18 protein-coding genes and 1 tRNA gene are annotated in these 15,198 nt (G+C 66.5%); 6 read left to right on the forward strand and 13 right to left on the reverse strand.

Annotated elements, in window-relative coordinates; translation table 11 throughout:
- Positions 1 to 161: 161 nt before the first annotated feature.
- The 5 genes from AMYHA_RS16240 to AMYHA_RS16260 all read right to left on the reverse strand — a co-directional run bounded on the left by AMYHA_RS16240 (position 162) and on the right by AMYHA_RS16260 (position 5,061).
- Positions 162 to 971 (reverse strand): ABC transporter ATP-binding protein, encoded by an 810-nt coding sequence (locus AMYHA_RS16240; RefSeq protein WP_084037290.1) that lies wholly within the window; start codon positions 969 to 971, stop codon positions 162 to 164.
- Positions 968 to 1,822, reverse strand: coding sequence for an ABC transporter ATP-binding protein (locus AMYHA_RS16245; protein WP_051399989.1), 855 nt, complete (start codon positions 1,820 to 1,822; stop codon positions 968 to 970). The genes AMYHA_RS16240 and AMYHA_RS16245 overlap by 4 nt, the downstream gene beginning before the upstream one ends.
- The gene (locus AMYHA_RS16250) at positions 1,812 to 2,798 is read right to left on the reverse strand and encodes a branched-chain amino acid ABC transporter permease (RefSeq protein WP_034272249.1); all 987 of its coding nucleotides are present in this window, start codon (positions 2,796 to 2,798) and stop codon (positions 1,812 to 1,814) included. The genes AMYHA_RS16245 and AMYHA_RS16250 overlap by 11 nt, the downstream gene beginning before the upstream one ends.
- Positions 2,799 to 2,806: 8 nt before the next feature.
- A complete protein-coding gene (locus AMYHA_RS16255) occupies positions 2,807 to 4,192 on the reverse strand; it encodes a branched-chain amino acid ABC transporter permease (protein WP_196776912.1) in 1,386 nt (461 codons plus the stop codon).
- A 254-nt stretch (positions 4,193 to 4,446) separates the two neighbouring features.
- Positions 4,447 to 5,061, reverse strand: a complete 615-nt coding sequence (locus AMYHA_RS16260) for an ANTAR domain-containing response regulator (protein WP_034272251.1) — start codon at positions 5,059 to 5,061, stop codon at positions 4,447 to 4,449.
- A gap of 170 nt (positions 5,062 to 5,231) precedes the next feature.
- On the opposite strand from AMYHA_RS16260, the gene AMYHA_RS16265 reads away from it, so the two are divergent.
- A tRNA-Leu gene (locus AMYHA_RS16265) sits at positions 5,232 to 5,305 on the forward strand.
- Positions 5,306 to 5,404: 99 nt separating this feature from the next.
- On the opposite strand, the gene AMYHA_RS16270 is transcribed toward AMYHA_RS16265, so the two are convergent.
- The 3 genes from AMYHA_RS16270 to AMYHA_RS16280 form a co-directional block, all read right to left on the reverse strand.
- A complete protein-coding gene (locus tag AMYHA_RS16270) occupies positions 5,405 to 5,764 on the reverse strand; it encodes a DUF1330 domain-containing protein (RefSeq protein WP_051399991.1) in 360 nt (119 codons plus the stop codon).
- Positions 5,765 to 5,929: 165 nt separating this feature from the next.
- Positions 5,930 to 6,424: a YybH family protein gene (locus AMYHA_RS16275; protein ID WP_034272254.1), complete on the reverse strand. Its 495-nt coding sequence runs from the start codon at positions 6,422 to 6,424 to the stop codon at positions 5,930 to 5,932.
- On the reverse strand, positions 6,424 to 6,996 hold the full coding sequence (locus AMYHA_RS16280; protein WP_034272257.1) for a TetR/AcrR family transcriptional regulator: 573 nt from the start codon (positions 6,994 to 6,996) through the stop codon (positions 6,424 to 6,426). Before AMYHA_RS16280 ends, AMYHA_RS16275 begins: the two co-directional genes overlap by 1 nt.
- 61 nt (positions 6,997 to 7,057) lie before the next feature.
- On the opposite strand from AMYHA_RS16280, the gene AMYHA_RS28435 reads away from it, so the two are divergent.
- The 4 genes from AMYHA_RS28435 (at position 7,058) to AMYHA_RS16295 (ending at position 10,440) form a co-directional block, all read left to right on the forward strand.
- On the forward strand, positions 7,058 to 7,516 hold the full coding sequence (locus tag AMYHA_RS28435; protein WP_084037294.1) for a DNA-3-methyladenine glycosylase I: 459 nt from the start codon (positions 7,058 to 7,060) through the stop codon (positions 7,514 to 7,516).
- A 186-nt stretch (positions 7,517 to 7,702) separates the two neighbouring features.
- Complete coding sequence (locus AMYHA_RS16285) at positions 7,703 to 8,824, forward strand: glycerophosphodiester phosphodiesterase (protein WP_051399992.1); 1,122 nt, start codon at positions 7,703 to 7,705, stop codon at positions 8,822 to 8,824.
- A 375-nt stretch (positions 8,825 to 9,199) separates the two neighbouring features.
- Positions 9,200 to 9,418 (forward strand): hypothetical protein, encoded by a 219-nt coding sequence (locus AMYHA_RS16290; protein WP_034272260.1) that lies wholly within the window; start codon positions 9,200 to 9,202, stop codon positions 9,416 to 9,418.
- A gap of 275 nt (positions 9,419 to 9,693) precedes the next feature.
- On the forward strand, positions 9,694 to 10,440 hold the full coding sequence (locus tag AMYHA_RS16295) for a lytic polysaccharide monooxygenase (RefSeq protein ID WP_034272263.1): 747 nt from the start codon (positions 9,694 to 9,696) through the stop codon (positions 10,438 to 10,440).
- Positions 10,441 to 10,533: 93 nt separating this feature from the next.
- Here AMYHA_RS16295 and AMYHA_RS25905 read toward each other — a convergent pair whose 3' ends face one another.
- Positions 10,534 to 11,685 (reverse strand): acyltransferase family protein, encoded by a 1,152-nt coding sequence (locus tag AMYHA_RS25905; protein WP_051399993.1) that lies wholly within the window; start codon positions 11,683 to 11,685, stop codon positions 10,534 to 10,536.
- 98 nt (positions 11,686 to 11,783) lie between these two features.
- Complete coding sequence (locus AMYHA_RS16305; protein ID WP_051399994.1) at positions 11,784 to 12,461, reverse strand: zf-HC2 domain-containing protein; 678 nt, start codon at positions 12,459 to 12,461, stop codon at positions 11,784 to 11,786.
- Between the two features lie 101 nt (positions 12,462 to 12,562).
- Between AMYHA_RS16305 and AMYHA_RS16310 the strand changes: the two genes are divergently transcribed.
- Positions 12,563 to 13,144, forward strand: coding sequence for a sigma-70 family RNA polymerase sigma factor (locus tag AMYHA_RS16310; RefSeq protein ID WP_034272266.1), 582 nt, complete (start codon positions 12,563 to 12,565; stop codon positions 13,142 to 13,144).
- A gap of 97 nt (positions 13,145 to 13,241) precedes the next feature.
- Here AMYHA_RS16310 and AMYHA_RS16315 read toward each other — a convergent pair whose 3' ends face one another.
- The 3 genes from AMYHA_RS16315 to AMYHA_RS16325 all read right to left on the reverse strand — a co-directional run bounded on the left by AMYHA_RS16315 (position 13,242) and on the right by AMYHA_RS16325 (position 15,051).
- On the reverse strand, positions 13,242 to 13,877 hold the full coding sequence (locus AMYHA_RS16315) for a superoxide dismutase family protein (protein WP_084037298.1): 636 nt from the start codon (positions 13,875 to 13,877) through the stop codon (positions 13,242 to 13,244).
- A gap of 155 nt (positions 13,878 to 14,032) precedes the next feature.
- Positions 14,033 to 14,698 carry a cation transporter gene (locus tag AMYHA_RS16320; protein ID WP_034272269.1) on the reverse strand — a complete coding sequence of 222 codons (666 nt, stop codon included), beginning with the start codon at positions 14,696 to 14,698 and terminating at the stop codon, positions 14,033 to 14,035.
- The gene (locus AMYHA_RS16325; protein ID WP_034272272.1) at positions 14,698 to 15,051 is read right to left on the reverse strand and encodes an ArsR/SmtB family transcription factor; all 354 of its coding nucleotides are present in this window, start codon (positions 15,049 to 15,051) and stop codon (positions 14,698 to 14,700) included. The genes AMYHA_RS16320 and AMYHA_RS16325 overlap by 1 nt, the downstream gene beginning before the upstream one ends.
- Positions 15,052 to 15,198 lie beyond the last annotated feature (147 nt).

Raw genomic sequence — 15,198 nt, forward strand, 5'->3', positions numbered from 1 at the left:
CCGCGAGGGCCAGCCCCACTTGTGTGTCCGGGGTGGGGTCTGCTCTGCTGGCCGCCGCTCCGACGTTGATCGGCGAGGGCTCCACACCCACCCGCACTCATCCGCGCACGAGAAACGGCCGGGACCGACGTCGTCGGTCCCGGCCGTTCGTTGCGTCGGTGTCAGGCCACCTTGGCGAGCGTGCCCAAGTAGGTCTCGATTACCTTCTGGTCGTGCAGCAGCTCGCGACCAGTGCCCGCGTGGGCATTGCGGCCCTGATCGAGCACGAAGCCGTGGTCGCAGATCTGCAGGCACCGCCGGGCGTTCTGCTCGACCATGATGATCGACACACCGGTCTCGTTGATCGTCTTGATCTGCTCGAACACCTGGTCCTGGAACGCGGGCGACAGCCCTGCCGACGGCTCATCGAGGAACAGGACCTCCGGCTCGGCCATCAGCACCCTGCCCATGGCGAGCATCTGCCGCTCACCACCGGACATCGAGCCTGCCCGCTGCTTGCGCCGCTCCTCGAGCCGGGGGAACAACCCCACCACCCACTCGTACCGACGCTCGAATTCCTTGGGCTTCAAGAACGTGCCCATCCGCAGGTTCTCCTCGACCGTGAGGGTCGGGAAGACATTGTCCCGCTGCGGCACATACCCGATGCCCTTCGCCACCAGGGTGTGCGCCATGGCGTTGGTGATGTCGTCACCCCGGAAGCGCACCGAGCCAGAGCGAATGGGCACCAGCCCGAACATCGCCTTGACCAGCGTGGACTTACCCGCGCCGTTCGGGCCGATGATGCCGGCGATCTCGTTGCGAGCGAGCTCGACGTTGCAGCCGTTGAGGACGTTGATCTCGGGTAGGTAACCCGCCACGATCTCCTCGGCGACCAGGATCGGCTCAGCGCGACGTTCCTCGCTCTGCTTCGCCGGGGCCTCACCCTTCGCCTTCTCGGTAGGCTCCTGGGGTGTCGGATCCTCTGTGGTCATGATGCCTCCTCCGACGGTGCCGTCCCGTGCTCCTTGCCGAGGTAGGCGTCGATGACGGCACGGTTGGCGCCGATCTCGCTCGGCCGCCCCTCGGCGATGATCTCGCCTTCGGCGAGGACGACGATCCAGTCACTGATGCCCATGACCATGTCCATGTCGTGCTCGACGAAGCACACGGTCATACCCTCGTCGCGCAGGTCGATGATGTGCTGCAGCAGCGACTGGACCAGGGCGGGGTTCACCCCGGCCATCGGCTCATCGAGCATGATCATCTTGGGCTGCACCATCAGCCCACGCGCCATTTCGAGCAGCTTGCGCTGGCCACCCGACAGGGTGCCCGCGTAGGCGTCCTTGAGGTGGATCAGCTTGAACCGGTCGAGCAGTTCCTCCGCGCGGACGCGGTTCGCCTGCTCCTGCCCGCCCCATAGCGGCCGTATCAGCGCGTTGAACATCCGCTCGCCGCGCTGTTCCGTGGCACCGAGCAGCATGTTCTCCAGCACCGTCAGCCGTGCGAGCGCCTTGGTGAGCTGGAACGTCCGCACCATGCCGTGCCGGGCGACCCGGTAAGCGGGCATATGCGACATATCGTCGCCGTCGAACGTCCACTTCCCGGAACCCGCGCGGTCGAAGCCGGTCAGCAGGTTGAAGAACGTCGTCTTCCCCGCACCATTCGGCCCGATCAACGCCGTGATCGCACCGCGCTGAACTTCGAGGTGGTCGACGTTGACCGCGTGCAGACCGCCGAACCGCCGGGTGACGTTGTCGGCGACCATGATCGGGTCGGGCTTGGCGACGCCGGGTTCCGCCACGACGCCGTCGAATGCGCTTGTTGTCTTCACGTCATCGGGCATCGAGCACCATCTCTTCCCTACGACCCAGGATTCCTTGCGGCCGGTAAACCATCAAGAGCAGCAGGCCAAGTCCAACAATGGACAGGCGGATGGCACCGATGTCTCCCGATTCGAGGAACGGGAGAATGCCGTTGGCGATCATCGACCGCAACAGTGCGTCGAATCCGACGACGATGAACCAGAACAGCACCGAACCGAGAATCGGTCCGAACACCCGGCCGGCGCCGCCCAGCACGAGCAGGGTGTAGAGGAAGAACGTCACCACGGGGTCGAAGCTGTTCGCGCTGGCGGACTGGGTGTTGACGACCATCACCATGCCGCCGAACGCACCGAGGACACCACCGAGAACCAGGGCCTGCATCTTGTACCAGTAGACGTTCTTACCGAGGCTGCGCGCCGCTTCCTCGTCCTCGCGGATGGAGCGGATGATGCGGCCCCAGGGGCTGTGAATCAGCAGGTAGACGAGCACCGCGGCCAGCGCGACCAAGCCCCAGCCGACGATCATGATCCACAGTTCCGGCGCCCCGAAGGACAGCGGACCAAGCTCGTAACGGTCCGGCGGGAACGGATTGAGGTCGTAGAAGTCGCCCGCGAACTGCTGGAGCCCATAGACGCCACCGGTGACTGGCTCGGCGTAACTCGACATGTAGAAGAGCCGCAGGATCTCGCCCGCGGCGATCGTGGCGATCGCCAAGTAGTCCGAGCGAAGTCGCAGTGTCGGGAAACCGAGGATCAGCGCGAGCACGATGGCGCACGCGATACCCAGGAGCACCCCGACCCACATCGGCCAGCCGAGGATGGACACCGAGATGGCGATGCCGTAACCACCGACGAGCATGAAGCCGACCTGACCGAAGTTCAGCAGACCGGTGTAACCGAAGTGAATGTTCAGGCCGATCGCCGCGAGGGCGTATGCGGCCGCGACCGGGCCGATTCCGGCGGCCAGCGCGGTTGTCAGGATCGATGCGAAGTCCATGGTCTACCTCACCCGACCCTTTCTTTTCGACCGAGTATGCCTTGGGGCCGGAAGAGCAACACGATGATCAACACGAGCAGCGCCCACGCGTTCTGCAGCTCGGCGGGGAACCACAGGGTCGAGATGTGGGAGACGATGCCGACGACGAAGCTGCCGACCATGGCGCCGTACGCGCTGCCGAGACCGCCGAGGATGATGCCGGCGAACATCAGCAGCAGCAGCTTGAAGCCCATCTCCCAGTGCACGACCTGCGCCAGGCCGAACAACACGCCACCAAGCGCGGCGAGACCGCCACCGAGCACCCAGACGACCATGATGACCTGATTGACGTTGATGCCGGAGGACGAGGCGAGGTCGCGGTTGTCCGAGACCGCGCGAATCGCGGTCCCGATCCTGGTGCGCTGCAACATGAACGCCACAGCGAACAGCACGGCCAACGAGATGAGGACGATCCCTAGGTCACGCGGCGTGATCACGAAGAGGCCGAAGTCCATCGTCTTTTGGAGGTTGAAATCGATGTAGGACTCCGGGCGCGACCCCTGGAAGACCAGGATGAGGTGCCTGAGGAACAGCGCCAGACCGATCGAGATGATGAACAGGTTGATGCGACCGGTGCCGCGGTTCCGCAGCGGACGCCACAGTCCCCGTTCGAGGGTGCCACCGAGCAAGCCGCCTGCCACGACGGCGATCGCCCCCGCGGCGATGAGCGGCAGCCCTGGCCCGCCGACGTGGAAGAACAGCGCGATCACCGCGCCGAAGGTGACGAGCTCACCGTGCGCGAAGTTGATCAGTCGGGTGGTGCCGAAGACCAGCGAGAGGCCGATCGCGCTGATGGCGATCACGGCGCCGTACTGGATGCCGTTCGCCAGCGTCTGCATGAACCGGTCGAAGAACGACGCTCCCGCTGCGGGGGCGACTCCAGTTTCACCCGGTGTCGGCTCTTCGGTTTCACCGGGTGGTGGCGCTGGGGGTTGCTCGGTTTGCTCCGTCGCCGGGCTGCCGGGCTCTTCTTGCTCACCTTCCTTCACCAGCGGGAAGATCACCGGCTGAGCATCGCCCTCGTCGACGGTGACCTCGCGGACTTCGCCGCCACGTACCTTGGGCACGACACCGTCCGGCAGCGTGGCGAGGTCGACTTCTACCTGGTAGTTACCGGGCTCGGGAAGATCGACTTGCCAGGCGCCGTCCGCGTCGGTCGACGTGTCGCCGACCTCGTCACCATCCTGGGTCACCGAGATGGCGATGCCCTTCACGGGATCGCCACCCGGATCACGGATGGTGCCGTGCACCGACTCCCCGTCCTGCGCCGCAACCGATGCGGTTGGCAACATGATCGCGAAAACGATCATGACCAGCACACCGAGCGCACGCGCAAGCATGCTTCGTCTAGTCACAGACAGGTCCTGTCTCCAGTGGTCCATTTGATGGACGGCGGATCACTCCATCCATCGATCATCACGTTTCCGGTCGCTGAACGTAACTGGAGTACCCCCTATTGCCCAGCTACTGCGGCAGCATGTTTCCACATCGTGACCGTTTGACGGGAACCACCCTGGGACCGACCGACCGATCGGATGACCTGACGCTTGCCAGCGCCAGCGAACCCCCGTGACCAGCGCTCACACCGACTTCACGGGCGGGCGGGAGACTACTGACCGATACTCTCCACAACAGCCTCCGCGACGGCCTTCATCGTGGTCCTGCGGTCCATCGCGGTGCGCTGAATCCAGCGGAAGGCGTCCGGCTCGGTGAGTCCCTGGCTGGTCATGAGCAGGCCCTTGGCCCTATCGATGACCTTGCGGGTCTCCAACCGATCGGTCAGCCCAGCGACCTCGGCCTCCAACGCCTGCAGTTCGGAGAACCGGCTGACGGCGAGCTCGATCGCGGGCACCAAGTCACGCTTGGCGAATGGCTTGACCAGATAAGCCATCGTGCCCGCATCCCGCGCACGCATCACCAGGTCGCGCTGACTGAAAGCGGTCAGGATGACGACCGGCGCGATCCGGTCACCGGTGATCTTCGCGGCGGCGTCGATACCGTCCATTTTGGGCATCTTGACGTCCAAGATGACGAGATCGGGACGGAGCTCCTCCGCCATCGAGACGGCCTGCTCGCCATCGGCGGCTTCACCGACCACCGCATAGCCCTCTTCGCGAAGCATCTCAACGAGATCAAGCCGGATCAGAGCCTCGTCCTCGGCAACGAGCACGCGACGCCGAGCCGTCTCGTCGGCCTGCCCTTGTGCGGCAGCCGGTTCTGTCACCGGGTCCTCCTGCGTACCTGGTTGGTTGCGGTGGGCACCGCGCAAGACTACCGGGACCACGCCCACCATGCGGAATGGTCTTCACCAAGAGTGACCCACCCCGCACCGGGCGCCCCGAACCTGGTTCTCGGCTGGTGACGGCGATCGCGTAAAGTCGGCTTACACACCGAGCCCCCGTAGCCCAATTGGCAGAGGCAGCGGATTCAAAACCCGTCCAGTGTGAGTTCGAGTCTCACCGGGGGCACACCCAAAACACCCGCTGACCGGCCCCTTCACCAGCATCAACGGTGAAGGGGCCGGTCTCGTACTTCTCCGAGTGTGTCCGGCGACCAGGATTTGCTGGTCATTCCGGTGACGGTCCGCATGGGACGATGAAAGCGGTTCGAGGAATCGTCCCGGCGAACCGATCGGCGATGACTGCCTGATAGGCAGTCGAATAGTAGGCGTCTCGAGCCGCGTCGATCGTTGGGAACTCATGCACGACGGTGTGGCTGCCAACCGGGGTGCCTTCCCCTAAGTCCACCGTGTTGTCAGTGGTCACCCAACGCACCGCCCCGCATTGCCCGGTCAGCAACGGCCCGGCGACCGCGCGATACGCGGCAAGCACATCGGGATCGGTGACGTCGTAGTTGAGGATCAGGAGCGCGGCATGCGGCGGTCCTTCCGTCGTACTGGTGAGACTGTTGAGACGGGTCGTCCTCACGCGAGGACGTCGAGGTGCGCTCGCCGGGAGCGCATGGCGTGACAGCCCGCGCGACAAGACATACCGCTACGGCGCAAGCCAGCGCGAACACTCCCGCTCCGGCGAACGCGAGTGCATGACCCACCGCGGTTGTGAGCACGACGCGGCGCGGTGCCCACCGGCGGCTCACGAAGCGGACCGCACTGCCCGCTGGTAGTCACGCAGCAGGTCAGGGTCATCGATCGAGCCGTGGTGATGCAGTTGCCGCCAGCCCGTGCCGTCGCGGTTGCCGAACACTCGTGTCGTCCTGATCGCTAACGGCACCGAAGCGCCCGCCACCGCGAACTCACCGCGCTCGCGACCGGCGAACATGACCACATCAGGCGACTCGTAGCGCAGGATGTCACCGAACTCCACCCACACTCGCGCTGTTCCGGCGAATACCCGCGCGTAGACCTGGCTGATCGCCTCGATACCACGCACGATGCCACCGAGCGGGTTGTTGAGCTGGATCGCCAGGTCATCCCACCAGATTTCGCGCATCACCGGCAGCGAACGCTGGTTGAAGGCGTAGTAGAACGTCTCCAGCGCGGCGTGGGCCCCGGTGAGACCAGCATCGCGTGTCTGGTCAAGACACTGCTGGGCGTCCCGGCCGTAGGTCGTCGTCACCGGTGTGATCATCAGGCTCCCCCTCTCGAACCGGACAGCAATGCCAGCGCCCCACGCTGCGCGCGGTTCATCGCATCCGGGTCGCCGGTGGCTCGTGCGATGACGAAGCCCCCCTGCACCACCGCGACGAGCGTGGCGGCGAGGTCCGCACTCACCACACCCCGATCGAGGTCACCCGCCGCGACCGCGTCATGAAGCTTCTCAGCCAGCCGGTGCTGTAGATACTCGAAGAACGCGCCGATCGGATCACGCACCCGCGACTGCTCCAGAATCGGTTCCCCGGTCAGCCGCCCGAGGCGACACCCCATCAGCGACTGCCGTGGCGCCCGCAACCAGGTGAGCACACCTTCGAGGGGATCATCGACCGAGTCGAGCAACGCGTCGGCCTCGGACCGCATCTCGGTGGCTACCTCCGCCAGTGCCGCGGCCGCTAGGTCATCTTTCCCGTCGAAGTGGTGATACAGCGATCCGTGGCCGACTCCACTACGCCGCAGCACGTCCCTCGGACTCGTCGCGAGATAGCCGTCCTCGGCCAGCAGGTCCTTCATCGCTCGCACCAGCGCCACCTTGCTCTGGACACCCATCGCGCACCTCCCGCAACATACGTACTAGTAGGTATGTTAGCGGCCTACGGTACGGACGGCAATCCGGGCGGGCGTTCCGTCGCCCAGGGATCGGACCGGTGTCACGCAGGATCGGCGTGCGAGGTTCGACTTTCACGCCGTCGCCGACTACGACCAGAACGACATCGACCGGCTACTCACGAACCCCGGAATCGTCCGGCATCGGGGCAAGATAGAGGCAGTCATCAACAACGCAAGAAAGGCCATCGAACTCCAGGCCGAGACCGGCTCGCTGGCAGCGTTCTTCTGGCGTTACGAGCCTGCCCACGACGAACTTGACGAGCCACAATCCGCGTCGACGTCACCTGGCTCGATCGCACTGTCGAAGGAGTTGAAGAAGCGGGGCTGGAAGTTCGTCGGACCCACGACCGTCTTCGCCTTCATGCAGGCTATGGGACTCATCAACGACCACGCCCACGGCTGCGTCACCCGTCCCACGGCGGCAGCCAGACGAAGCCACTTCACGCCACCGCGAGGATGACGACCCACCGCACCAGGATGGGTCCCTCCCACCCGATCTCGGATGCGGGCGGCGGCACGGGGTCAGCACAATTAACGGGCCAGCAACCGCGCAGTACTTCCGGCGTCGTCTGGACGTCGTGCGGCCCGGCGACTGTTGCCTAGGCCGCTGATCCGGCGGCGACACCCGATCAAGGAGATTCCGTTCATGGCCAACTCGCTGCTATCCCGATTTCTGCTTGCCGCCACGGCGACCACGCTGGCCTGCCTCGCCGTGGTTCCGCCTGCTGCGGGCGCACCGGGCGACCGCGCTGACGAGGCGCGTCCCGGTGCCAGGCCGCACCCGCTCGTCATTGGGCACCGGGGTGCGTCCGGTTACCGGCCGGAGCACACACTGGCGTCCTACGAACTCGCGGCGCGGATGGGTGCCGACTACATCGAGCCCGACCTGGTCGCCACCGCGGACGGCGTGCTCGTCGCGCGGCACGAGAACGAGATCAGCAGCACTACCGACGTCGCAGAGCGCCCCGAGTTCGCCGACCGCGAGACGACGAAAACCATCGATGGCTACGAGGTCACCGGCTGGTTCACCGAAGACTTCACCCTGGCCGAGCTGAAGACGTTGCGTGCCAAGGAGCGGCTGCCGCAGCTGCGCCCGGACAACACGCGCTTCGACGGCCGCTACGAGGTGCCGACGTTCCAGGAAGTCATCGACCTGACCCAGCGACTCTCCCGCGAACTCGGCCGCGACATCGGCATCTATCCCGAGACCAAGCACCCGAGCTACTTCGCCTCGCTCGGACTACCGCTGGAACCGCCGCTGGTGCGCACGCTCACCCGGAACGGGCTGAACCACAAGAACGCGAAGGTGTTCGTGCAGTCGTTCGAAGTCAGCAACCTCAAGGCGCTCGACAAGGCGCTGCGGGTGCCGCTGGTCCAACTGGTGTGGAAGGACGGCCAGCCGTACGACTTCACCGACCGCGGTGACGACCGCACCTACGCGGACATGGTCACCCCGGGAGGGCTCGCCGAGATCGCCACCTACGCCGACGGCGTCGGCCCGGAGAAGACGATGGTCATCGGCTGGGATGACGACGACTCCCTCGATGCACCGAGCGACCTCGTGCCGGATGCCCACGACGCCGGTCTCGTCGTGCACCCCTACACCTTCCGTGCCGAGAACGCGTTCTTGCCCAGCGACCACCGCTCCTCGAACCACCCTGCCGAGCACGGCGACGTGACCGGCGAACTCCGCGCGTACTACGACGTCGGCGTCGACGGCGTCTTCACCGACCACCCCGACCTCGGCGTCGCCGCCCGCGACGACTAACCACACGCGGAACCCCACCTCCGGAATGGCCCGCGGGGGTGGGCTGGGTGGTCGTCATCAACGTGGTTCCGGCCGCGCGACTGTCATCTGGATGGCAGCCGCGCGGCCGAGCCGAGCGATGGTCCGCAGCGCGGTGCCGTAGCCGGCCCTTGAGCTGCGGGGTCCGGGCCGGAGGCGACGCGGTGGAGCTGGTTGTTGTGCACGGCGGGGCACGGGTGCGGATCACAGCCCTCGGGGCGGGTTGTGACCACTCACAAGAGGTCCAGTGCGAACCGGGATCGGCGGGGTTAGCCTGTCCGAATCCATGTGCGTCGCTCGCATGGCTCGGCGGTACGTCGTTGGCCGTCCGCCGAGCCGAAACAGCAGGAGGCAGCGATGTCCGTCGTGCCAACGGGCAGCCCCGCCGACGAACCGCTCGTCGCGGACCTGATCGACCGGTTCGACTTCGACGGGGTCGCCCGCCGCATCGTCGAGACGACGCTGCCGACCATCCCCGGCTCTGACGACAGCACGCGAACTCGCAATGCCGAGCGCATGCAGCATGCGCCATCCGGCGCAGAACATAGCCGCGATCCGAGCCAATGGCTCCACTGAACAGCTCACGACAAAGGTCTGGCGCATCCCGTTGTCCTTGCCAGGTAAGAAATCACTAAATATTCTTTCCTATTGGCAAGCACACACCTCTCGCCGCTGCTCACAAGCGAGAGCAACGGAAAGCCCGGATCCATCCAGGTGCCTTGCCTGGGACGAAATCCGCCCGTCGGGTAGTCCTCGGCCGACGGACGGCAACGTGCCATACATCATTCCCATTTCGAGGCGACGCCCTGCCCGCTCGTGACAAATCCGGATGTTTTCGAGAAGGAGTTGGCATGAATCTGAAGCGCAAGCTCGCGATCGGGACTGCCGCCATAGGCGTCACGCCGTTATTCCTGGTCGCGTTACCCGCAGGCGTCGCCAACGCACACGGCTACGTGTCCTCGCCGCCGAGCAGACAGGCCCAATGCGCGGAGGAAACCGTACCCTGCGGACCGATCAAGTGGGAGCCGCAGAGCGTGGAAGGCCCCAAGGGGCTGCGTAGTTGCAGCGGCGGCAACGCCGAGTTCGCCGAACTGGACGACGACAGCAAGGCATGGCAGGCGACCCCGGTGGACAACTCGGTGACCTTCACATGGACGTTCACCGCGCGGCACGCCGCGGCCAACTACCAGTACTTCCTCAACGGCACCAAGATCGCCGAGTTCGACGGCAACAACCAGCAACCGCCGCCGACCATCTCGCACGACGTCGACCTCGGCGACGTGAGCGGACGACAGAAGGTGCTCGCGGTGTGGAACATCGGCGACACCGGCAACGCCTTCTACGCCTGCATCGATCTCGACGTCAACGGCGGCGGTGGGAACCCTGACCCCGAGCCGACCACGACAACCGCACCGCCGCCGCCGACCACCACAACGACCACGCCGCCGCCCAGCGGCGGGACCTGGGAAGCGGGCACGGCGTACGAGGTCGGGAGCGAGGTGACGTACAACAGCGTCACCTATCGGTGCCGACAGGCACACACCAGCCTCGCTGGCTGGGAGCCCGATCGCACGCCCGCGCTGTGGGAAGAGGTCTGAGTTCGCGGCGGCCAGAGTTCCGACCACACCGCAGCGGTCGCGGCAGCCACGACACGCAGCCTGCTATGGCGAAGCGAGTGACGACACGACCGACTACAACAACCGCCCCAGCTTCGTCCGCGAGATCAGGATCCAGCCGAGGCCGAAGCAGGCCACGATGCCGATCGCGCCGACAAGCGGCGCCTTCACCTCGGCGGGTGCCGGCATCGGCCGCAGCGCGATGGCCAGCATGATCAGCACCGGCCCCTGCAGCACGAAGGCGGCGAACGAACTGCGGATGGCGCTGTCGCGCACCTTGCCTCCCCGGATCAGCCGCTGTTGCGCGATGCCGAGCAACCAGACCGAGCCGAACACCACCAGCACCGACTCGACGGTCGCCAGCAGCGCCGACTGCCAGTTCCAGCCGCCGAGGAATGGCCCCATGTCGGCGGCGAGGTTGTCCACCCCGATGACCAACGCCAGTACGGGCACGATGATCAGGGTCGCTAGCGTGACCATGCCGCTCGCACGCCGCAGCCGGTGTGGCACCTGCTCCGCAAGCCCGCTGCTCGCGAACAACACCCCAAAGCCGAACATCGCGCCGAGCTGCGGCCACTGCCACAAGTGGACGTCCCCGAACGCGCTCGCGCGCGCCGGGATCGCGACCCGCAGCAGGAATGTCGTCAGCGCCAGCAGCACCGCGAGCACCCAGAGCTGGTTCACGGAGTGCAGTACCCGCTGCCGCTCGTTCTCCCGCCTGTCGGCGACCCAGCGCCATCCGGCGTAGACGAGCGAGAAGATCAGCAGCACCTCGGCGAACCACAGTGCGCCGGAATCGAACACCCGCTCCCTGCCGCTGAGCAGAAAGGAGTACGAGACCGTCTGGCCCGAGGACAGGTACGCCAGCCACATCACCAGCGGCCACACGATCGCCGCGCTGACCAGGAACGGCACGCCGAGTCGCAGTATCCGGCCCGCGACGAACTGGCTCGCGCCCTTGTGCCGCAACGACCGTGGCGTGAGCAGGCCCGCGATCAAGAAGAACGTGCCCATGAAGAACAGCGCGGATGGCCCGAAGATCGCCGCGAGTACGAGTTCGACCGACGTCGTGAACGTGACTTCGTTGACCTCGTCGTAAGCCCATCCTCCGACGGCCGAGTAGCCGAGCAGAGCATGCCCACCGATGATCCATGCGACAAGCAGCGCACGCAGGGCGTCCAGACTGTAGAGGCGCGTGCCCTGCTGAGTTCGCGGTACCACGGTCACGATGACCAGGATCCCCCTTCCTGGACCGTATGCCGAGAGGATTTAAGCCCTTTTGTGACCACAACGCCCCGAATGGGCGAGCTGTTCCCGAATATTCTTCATGCCGCGTGACGGTGCGGCGGCGCTGGCTGGACGTCGTCGGCGCACGCGTGCGGTTCCGGAGCGGGGCGCGGCTCTCGGCGTCGAAACCAGCGGCCACCTGGGCGCGGGTCAGCCAGTGCGACCACTACGACAAGTCCCGCCTGCACCAGCGCGTGCGAGAGCAGCCGCACCAGTTCGATGTGCCCGCTCACGACGTCAATGATCTCCAGCACCGTCAGGGCCAGCACGAACGCCGCCAGCGTCGGCACGATCCCGGAGGGCTTGGCCACCCGGAACGCGATCCACAGGAAGCCAACGCCGAGCGCGAGGTTCCACGCCGCGAACTCGTGCGACTGGTGGATCTCACCGGAATGCGCCCATACCGTCGCGCCCAGCAGGGTGAGCGCCGCCAGTACGAGCTGCCCCATGCCGAGCAGGGCGAGCACGACACGCAGGCTCAGCCGCAGCCGGTGACGCCAGCGTGTGGGACGGGCGGCGAGCACGGCGTCGACCAGATCGGGGCTGGGCCGCGCCACCGCCATGCGCGCGAGCCGCGTCACCCGGGCGGCAGCGTCCTGCCACTCCCGGCAGGCGGCGCAGGCCGCGACATGCGTGTCCACTTCGGCCCGCAGGCCAGGGGTTTCCTCGCCGTCGAGCCGAGCCGAGAGCTGTTCCCGGCATTCTTCGCAGGTCATATGTAGAGGGTCGGAGTTGAAGCGCGGACAGTTCCAACTCGAGGCCTAGGGCAGCCGGTCGCTGCTCGGCTCTCGACCTCGCCCGCTACTGTGAGGCTCCTATGACCGCAGCGCATCCCCACGACAGCGAGGTCACCAGCATCGCACTCGAGGCGCGAGACGGTGACCGGGCCGCCTTGGAGGAGTTCATCCGGGCGACTCAGCGGGATGTGTGGCGGTTCGTCGCGCATCTCGCGGGTACCGCGGCTGCCGACGACCTCGCGCAGGAGACGTACCTGCGCGCGGTGCGCAGCCTCTCCAGCTTCCGTGGACGGTCATCGGCGCGTACCTGGCTGCTGGCCATCGCGCGGCGGGTGGTGATCGACCAGTTCCGCAGGGACAGCGTGCGACCGAGCCACGCCGGGGTGGACGACTGGCAACTGGCTGCCGAGCACGCGCAGCCAACCGGACTGCCCGGCGTGGACGAGGCGGTGGCACTCGGCGATTTGCTTGCCCGCATCGACGACGACCGCCGCGAGGCGTTCGTGCTCACGCAGATGCTGCGGCTGACGTATCCGGAGGCGGCCGAGGTGTGCAGCTGTCCGGTCGGAACGATCCGGTCCCGGGTCGCCAGGGCGCGCGAGGACCTGGTGGGGATGCTCAACGACGAGCGACACGACTCTGGCGCCTACTCGGCGGGGTGAGGACCACGTCACGACCGGGGCCGGGAGGACATCGTCTGCTCCCGGCCCCGGCCTGCGTTGTGGGTTAGGCGGCGCGTCGCGCCGCGCGAGTGCGGTATCAGAGGTCAGCGCAGGCGAACTTCGTGCCGTCCTCGTCGTCAAGGTGCAGCACGATCGACTTCGCGCCCTCGCTGTTCGGGTTGTCGTTGCTGACGGTGGTGTTCGCCGCACCATCAGCGTCGGCTGTGAAGGCGATGTGGACCTCGTTCGGCGGTTTCTCCGAGCCCTTCTCGTCGAACCTGAAGTGCGGGCCACCGTCGTCCTCGGCGCACGGCTGGGCGTGCAGGTGCGACATGTACGCGGCCTCGGGCTGCAGGCCTTCGACGTCGATGGTCACCGTGGTGCCCTCGTCGTGCCGGGCCACGTACGCCACGCCGCTCACAGATTCGGTGCCCGCCGGGGCCGACTCCAGGGGATTGAACGTGCCCTCCGTGAGGTCCGCACCCTCGATCTCGTTGGCCGGAGTCGCGTTCGGGTCGCCCGTCGCCCCCTCGTGACTGTGGCTGTGGCCGGAGTGGCCGTCATGGCCGCCGTCCTGATTGGCCGCCGTCGACGTCGAGCCCGCCGTGTCGGCAGCGTTCTCGACGGCCTCCTCGGCGTCGCCGCCACATGCGGACAGGGTCAGTGCGGTAGCCGCCAGCGCCGCGAGCAACGTGCCCGCGCGCCGGTTCCGCGTCATATTGGTCGTGATCATGCCCAGATAGTCGCACAGCCGTGTAGTTCAGTTCCCACGACCGTGTCCCCCGTTCGCTATGTCGTGTTCCTCCTTCTAGCCGCTGTATGTCACGTCCATGACGCTGTGTCCCGCCTTCCCACCGTCGTGTCTCCTCAGGACGTCGTGTGGCGCGCTCAGCAGCAGTGTTCACCACGCCACGCCTCGCGGCCTTCCCTGACCGCGACGACGGCGATGACAATCGCGACCACCGGATCCGCCCACGCCCAGCCGAACAGGCTGTTGAGCAGCAGTCCCACCAGCAGCACGCCGGAAAGGTACGCGCACAGCAGCGTTTGCTTCGAGTCGGCGACCGCGCTGATCGAGCCGAGTTCCCTGCCGGCACGCCGCTGCGCGAGTGACAACGACGGCATGATGAGCAGTGACAACGCGGCAAGGACGATGCCGACCGTCGACGTCCCAGCGGACTCGGCGCCGACCATGGTCCGGACCGCCTCGACGGTGATGTAGATCGCGAGCGCGAAGAACGACACGGCGATGACCTTCAACGCCGCTCGCTCTCGCGCTTCCGGATCGGTCCCGGAGAACTGCCACGCCACCGCCGCGGCCGAGCCGACCTCGATCACTGAGTCCAGACCGAAGCCGATGAGGGCAGTCGAATTCGCGAGGGTTCCCGCTGAGATCGCGACGACCGCCTCGATGATGTTGTAGGTGATCGTCGCGGCGACCAACCAGCGCACCCGACGACTGAGCACGGACTGGCGCGCGGCCGAGAGCTCGGGACTGCCGTCCGCCCTCGCGCACTGGTCGGCGTGGTTGGTTTGGTGGTCTGGCCTGGTCATCACGCCCCCACGCCGTCAGCTACGACGCCGTAACGCGGGCACAGCGTCACTGCCTCGCCGGTCGCCGCGAGCACTGCTTCAGCAGCCGCGAGCAGGTCGAGTAGCTCTGGACGGCTCAACGAATAGAAGACCTGCCGACCTTCGGGGCGTCCCGACACCAGACCGCAATCCCGCAGGCAGGCGACGTGCGCGGACACCGTCGACTGCGCGAGACCGAGGTCCCGCGTGAGGTCCACGACCCGCGCCTCCCCCTCGGCCAGCCGCCGCACGATCGCCAGCCGCGTCGCGTCGGAGAGGCTGTGGAACAGCGATACGGCCGGCTCCATGCCGACCGCGAGGCAATTAATCGTCATATGGCGATTATATCGCAACATGCCGATGTTAGAACACAGCGTCCGGAATGACGGACACACGGTTTCTGCGGGAGGGACACGGCGTGGGCAACGAGGGACACGGCGTCGTGGAGGCGGGACACGACATCGGTGTCGGGGGTGCGGAGC

Source organism: Haloechinothrix halophila YIM 93223 (assembly GCF_000504245.1).
In the GTDB taxonomy this organism is placed as follows: domain Bacteria; phylum Actinomycetota; class Actinomycetes; order Mycobacteriales; family Pseudonocardiaceae; genus Haloechinothrix_A; species Haloechinothrix_A halophila.

Bases quoted from the DNA above. Each gene is read 5' to 3' on its own strand.
- AMYHA_RS16305 (WP_051399994.1), bottom strand. From the start codon at position 12,461: ATGACCTGCGAAGAATGCCGGGAACAGCTCTCGGCTCGGCTCGACGGC.
- AMYHA_RS16310 (WP_034272266.1), top strand. From the start codon at position 12,563: ATGACCGCAGCGCATCCCCACGACAGCGAGGTCACCAGCATCGCACTC.
- AMYHA_RS16250 (WP_034272249.1), bottom strand. From the start codon at position 2,798: ATGGACTTCGCATCGATCCTGACAACCGCGCTGGCCGCCGGAATCGGC.
- AMYHA_RS16280 (WP_034272257.1), bottom strand. From the start codon at position 6,996: ATGGGTGTCCAGAGCAAGGTGGCGCTGGTGCGAGCGATGAAGGACCTG.
- AMYHA_RS16320 (WP_034272269.1), bottom strand. From the start codon at position 14,698: ATGACCAGGCCAGACCACCAAACCAACCACGCCGACCAGTGCGCGAGG.
- AMYHA_RS16290 (WP_034272260.1), top strand. From the start codon at position 9,200: ATGTCCGTCGTGCCAACGGGCAGCCCCGCCGACGAACCGCTCGTCGCG.
- AMYHA_RS16275 (WP_034272254.1), bottom strand. From the start codon at position 6,424: ATGATCACACCGGTGACGACGACCTACGGCCGGGACGCCCAGCAGTGT.
- AMYHA_RS16285 (WP_051399992.1), top strand. From the start codon at position 7,703: ATGGCCAACTCGCTGCTATCCCGATTTCTGCTTGCCGCCACGGCGACC.
- AMYHA_RS16325 (WP_034272272.1), bottom strand. From the start codon at position 15,051: ATGACGATTAATTGCCTCGCGGTCGGCATGGAGCCGGCCGTATCGCTG.
- AMYHA_RS16315 (WP_084037298.1), bottom strand. From the start codon at position 13,877: ATGATCACGACCAATATGACGCGGAACCGGCGCGCGGGCACGTTGCTC.
- AMYHA_RS16245 (WP_051399989.1), bottom strand. From the start codon at position 1,822: ATGCCCGATGACGTGAAGACAACAAGCGCATTCGACGGCGTCGTGGCG.
- AMYHA_RS16295 (WP_034272263.1), top strand. From the start codon at position 9,694: ATGAATCTGAAGCGCAAGCTCGCGATCGGGACTGCCGCCATAGGCGTC.
- AMYHA_RS16240 (WP_084037290.1), bottom strand. From the start codon at position 971: ATGACCACAGAGGATCCGACACCCCAGGAGCCTACCGAGAAGGCGAAG.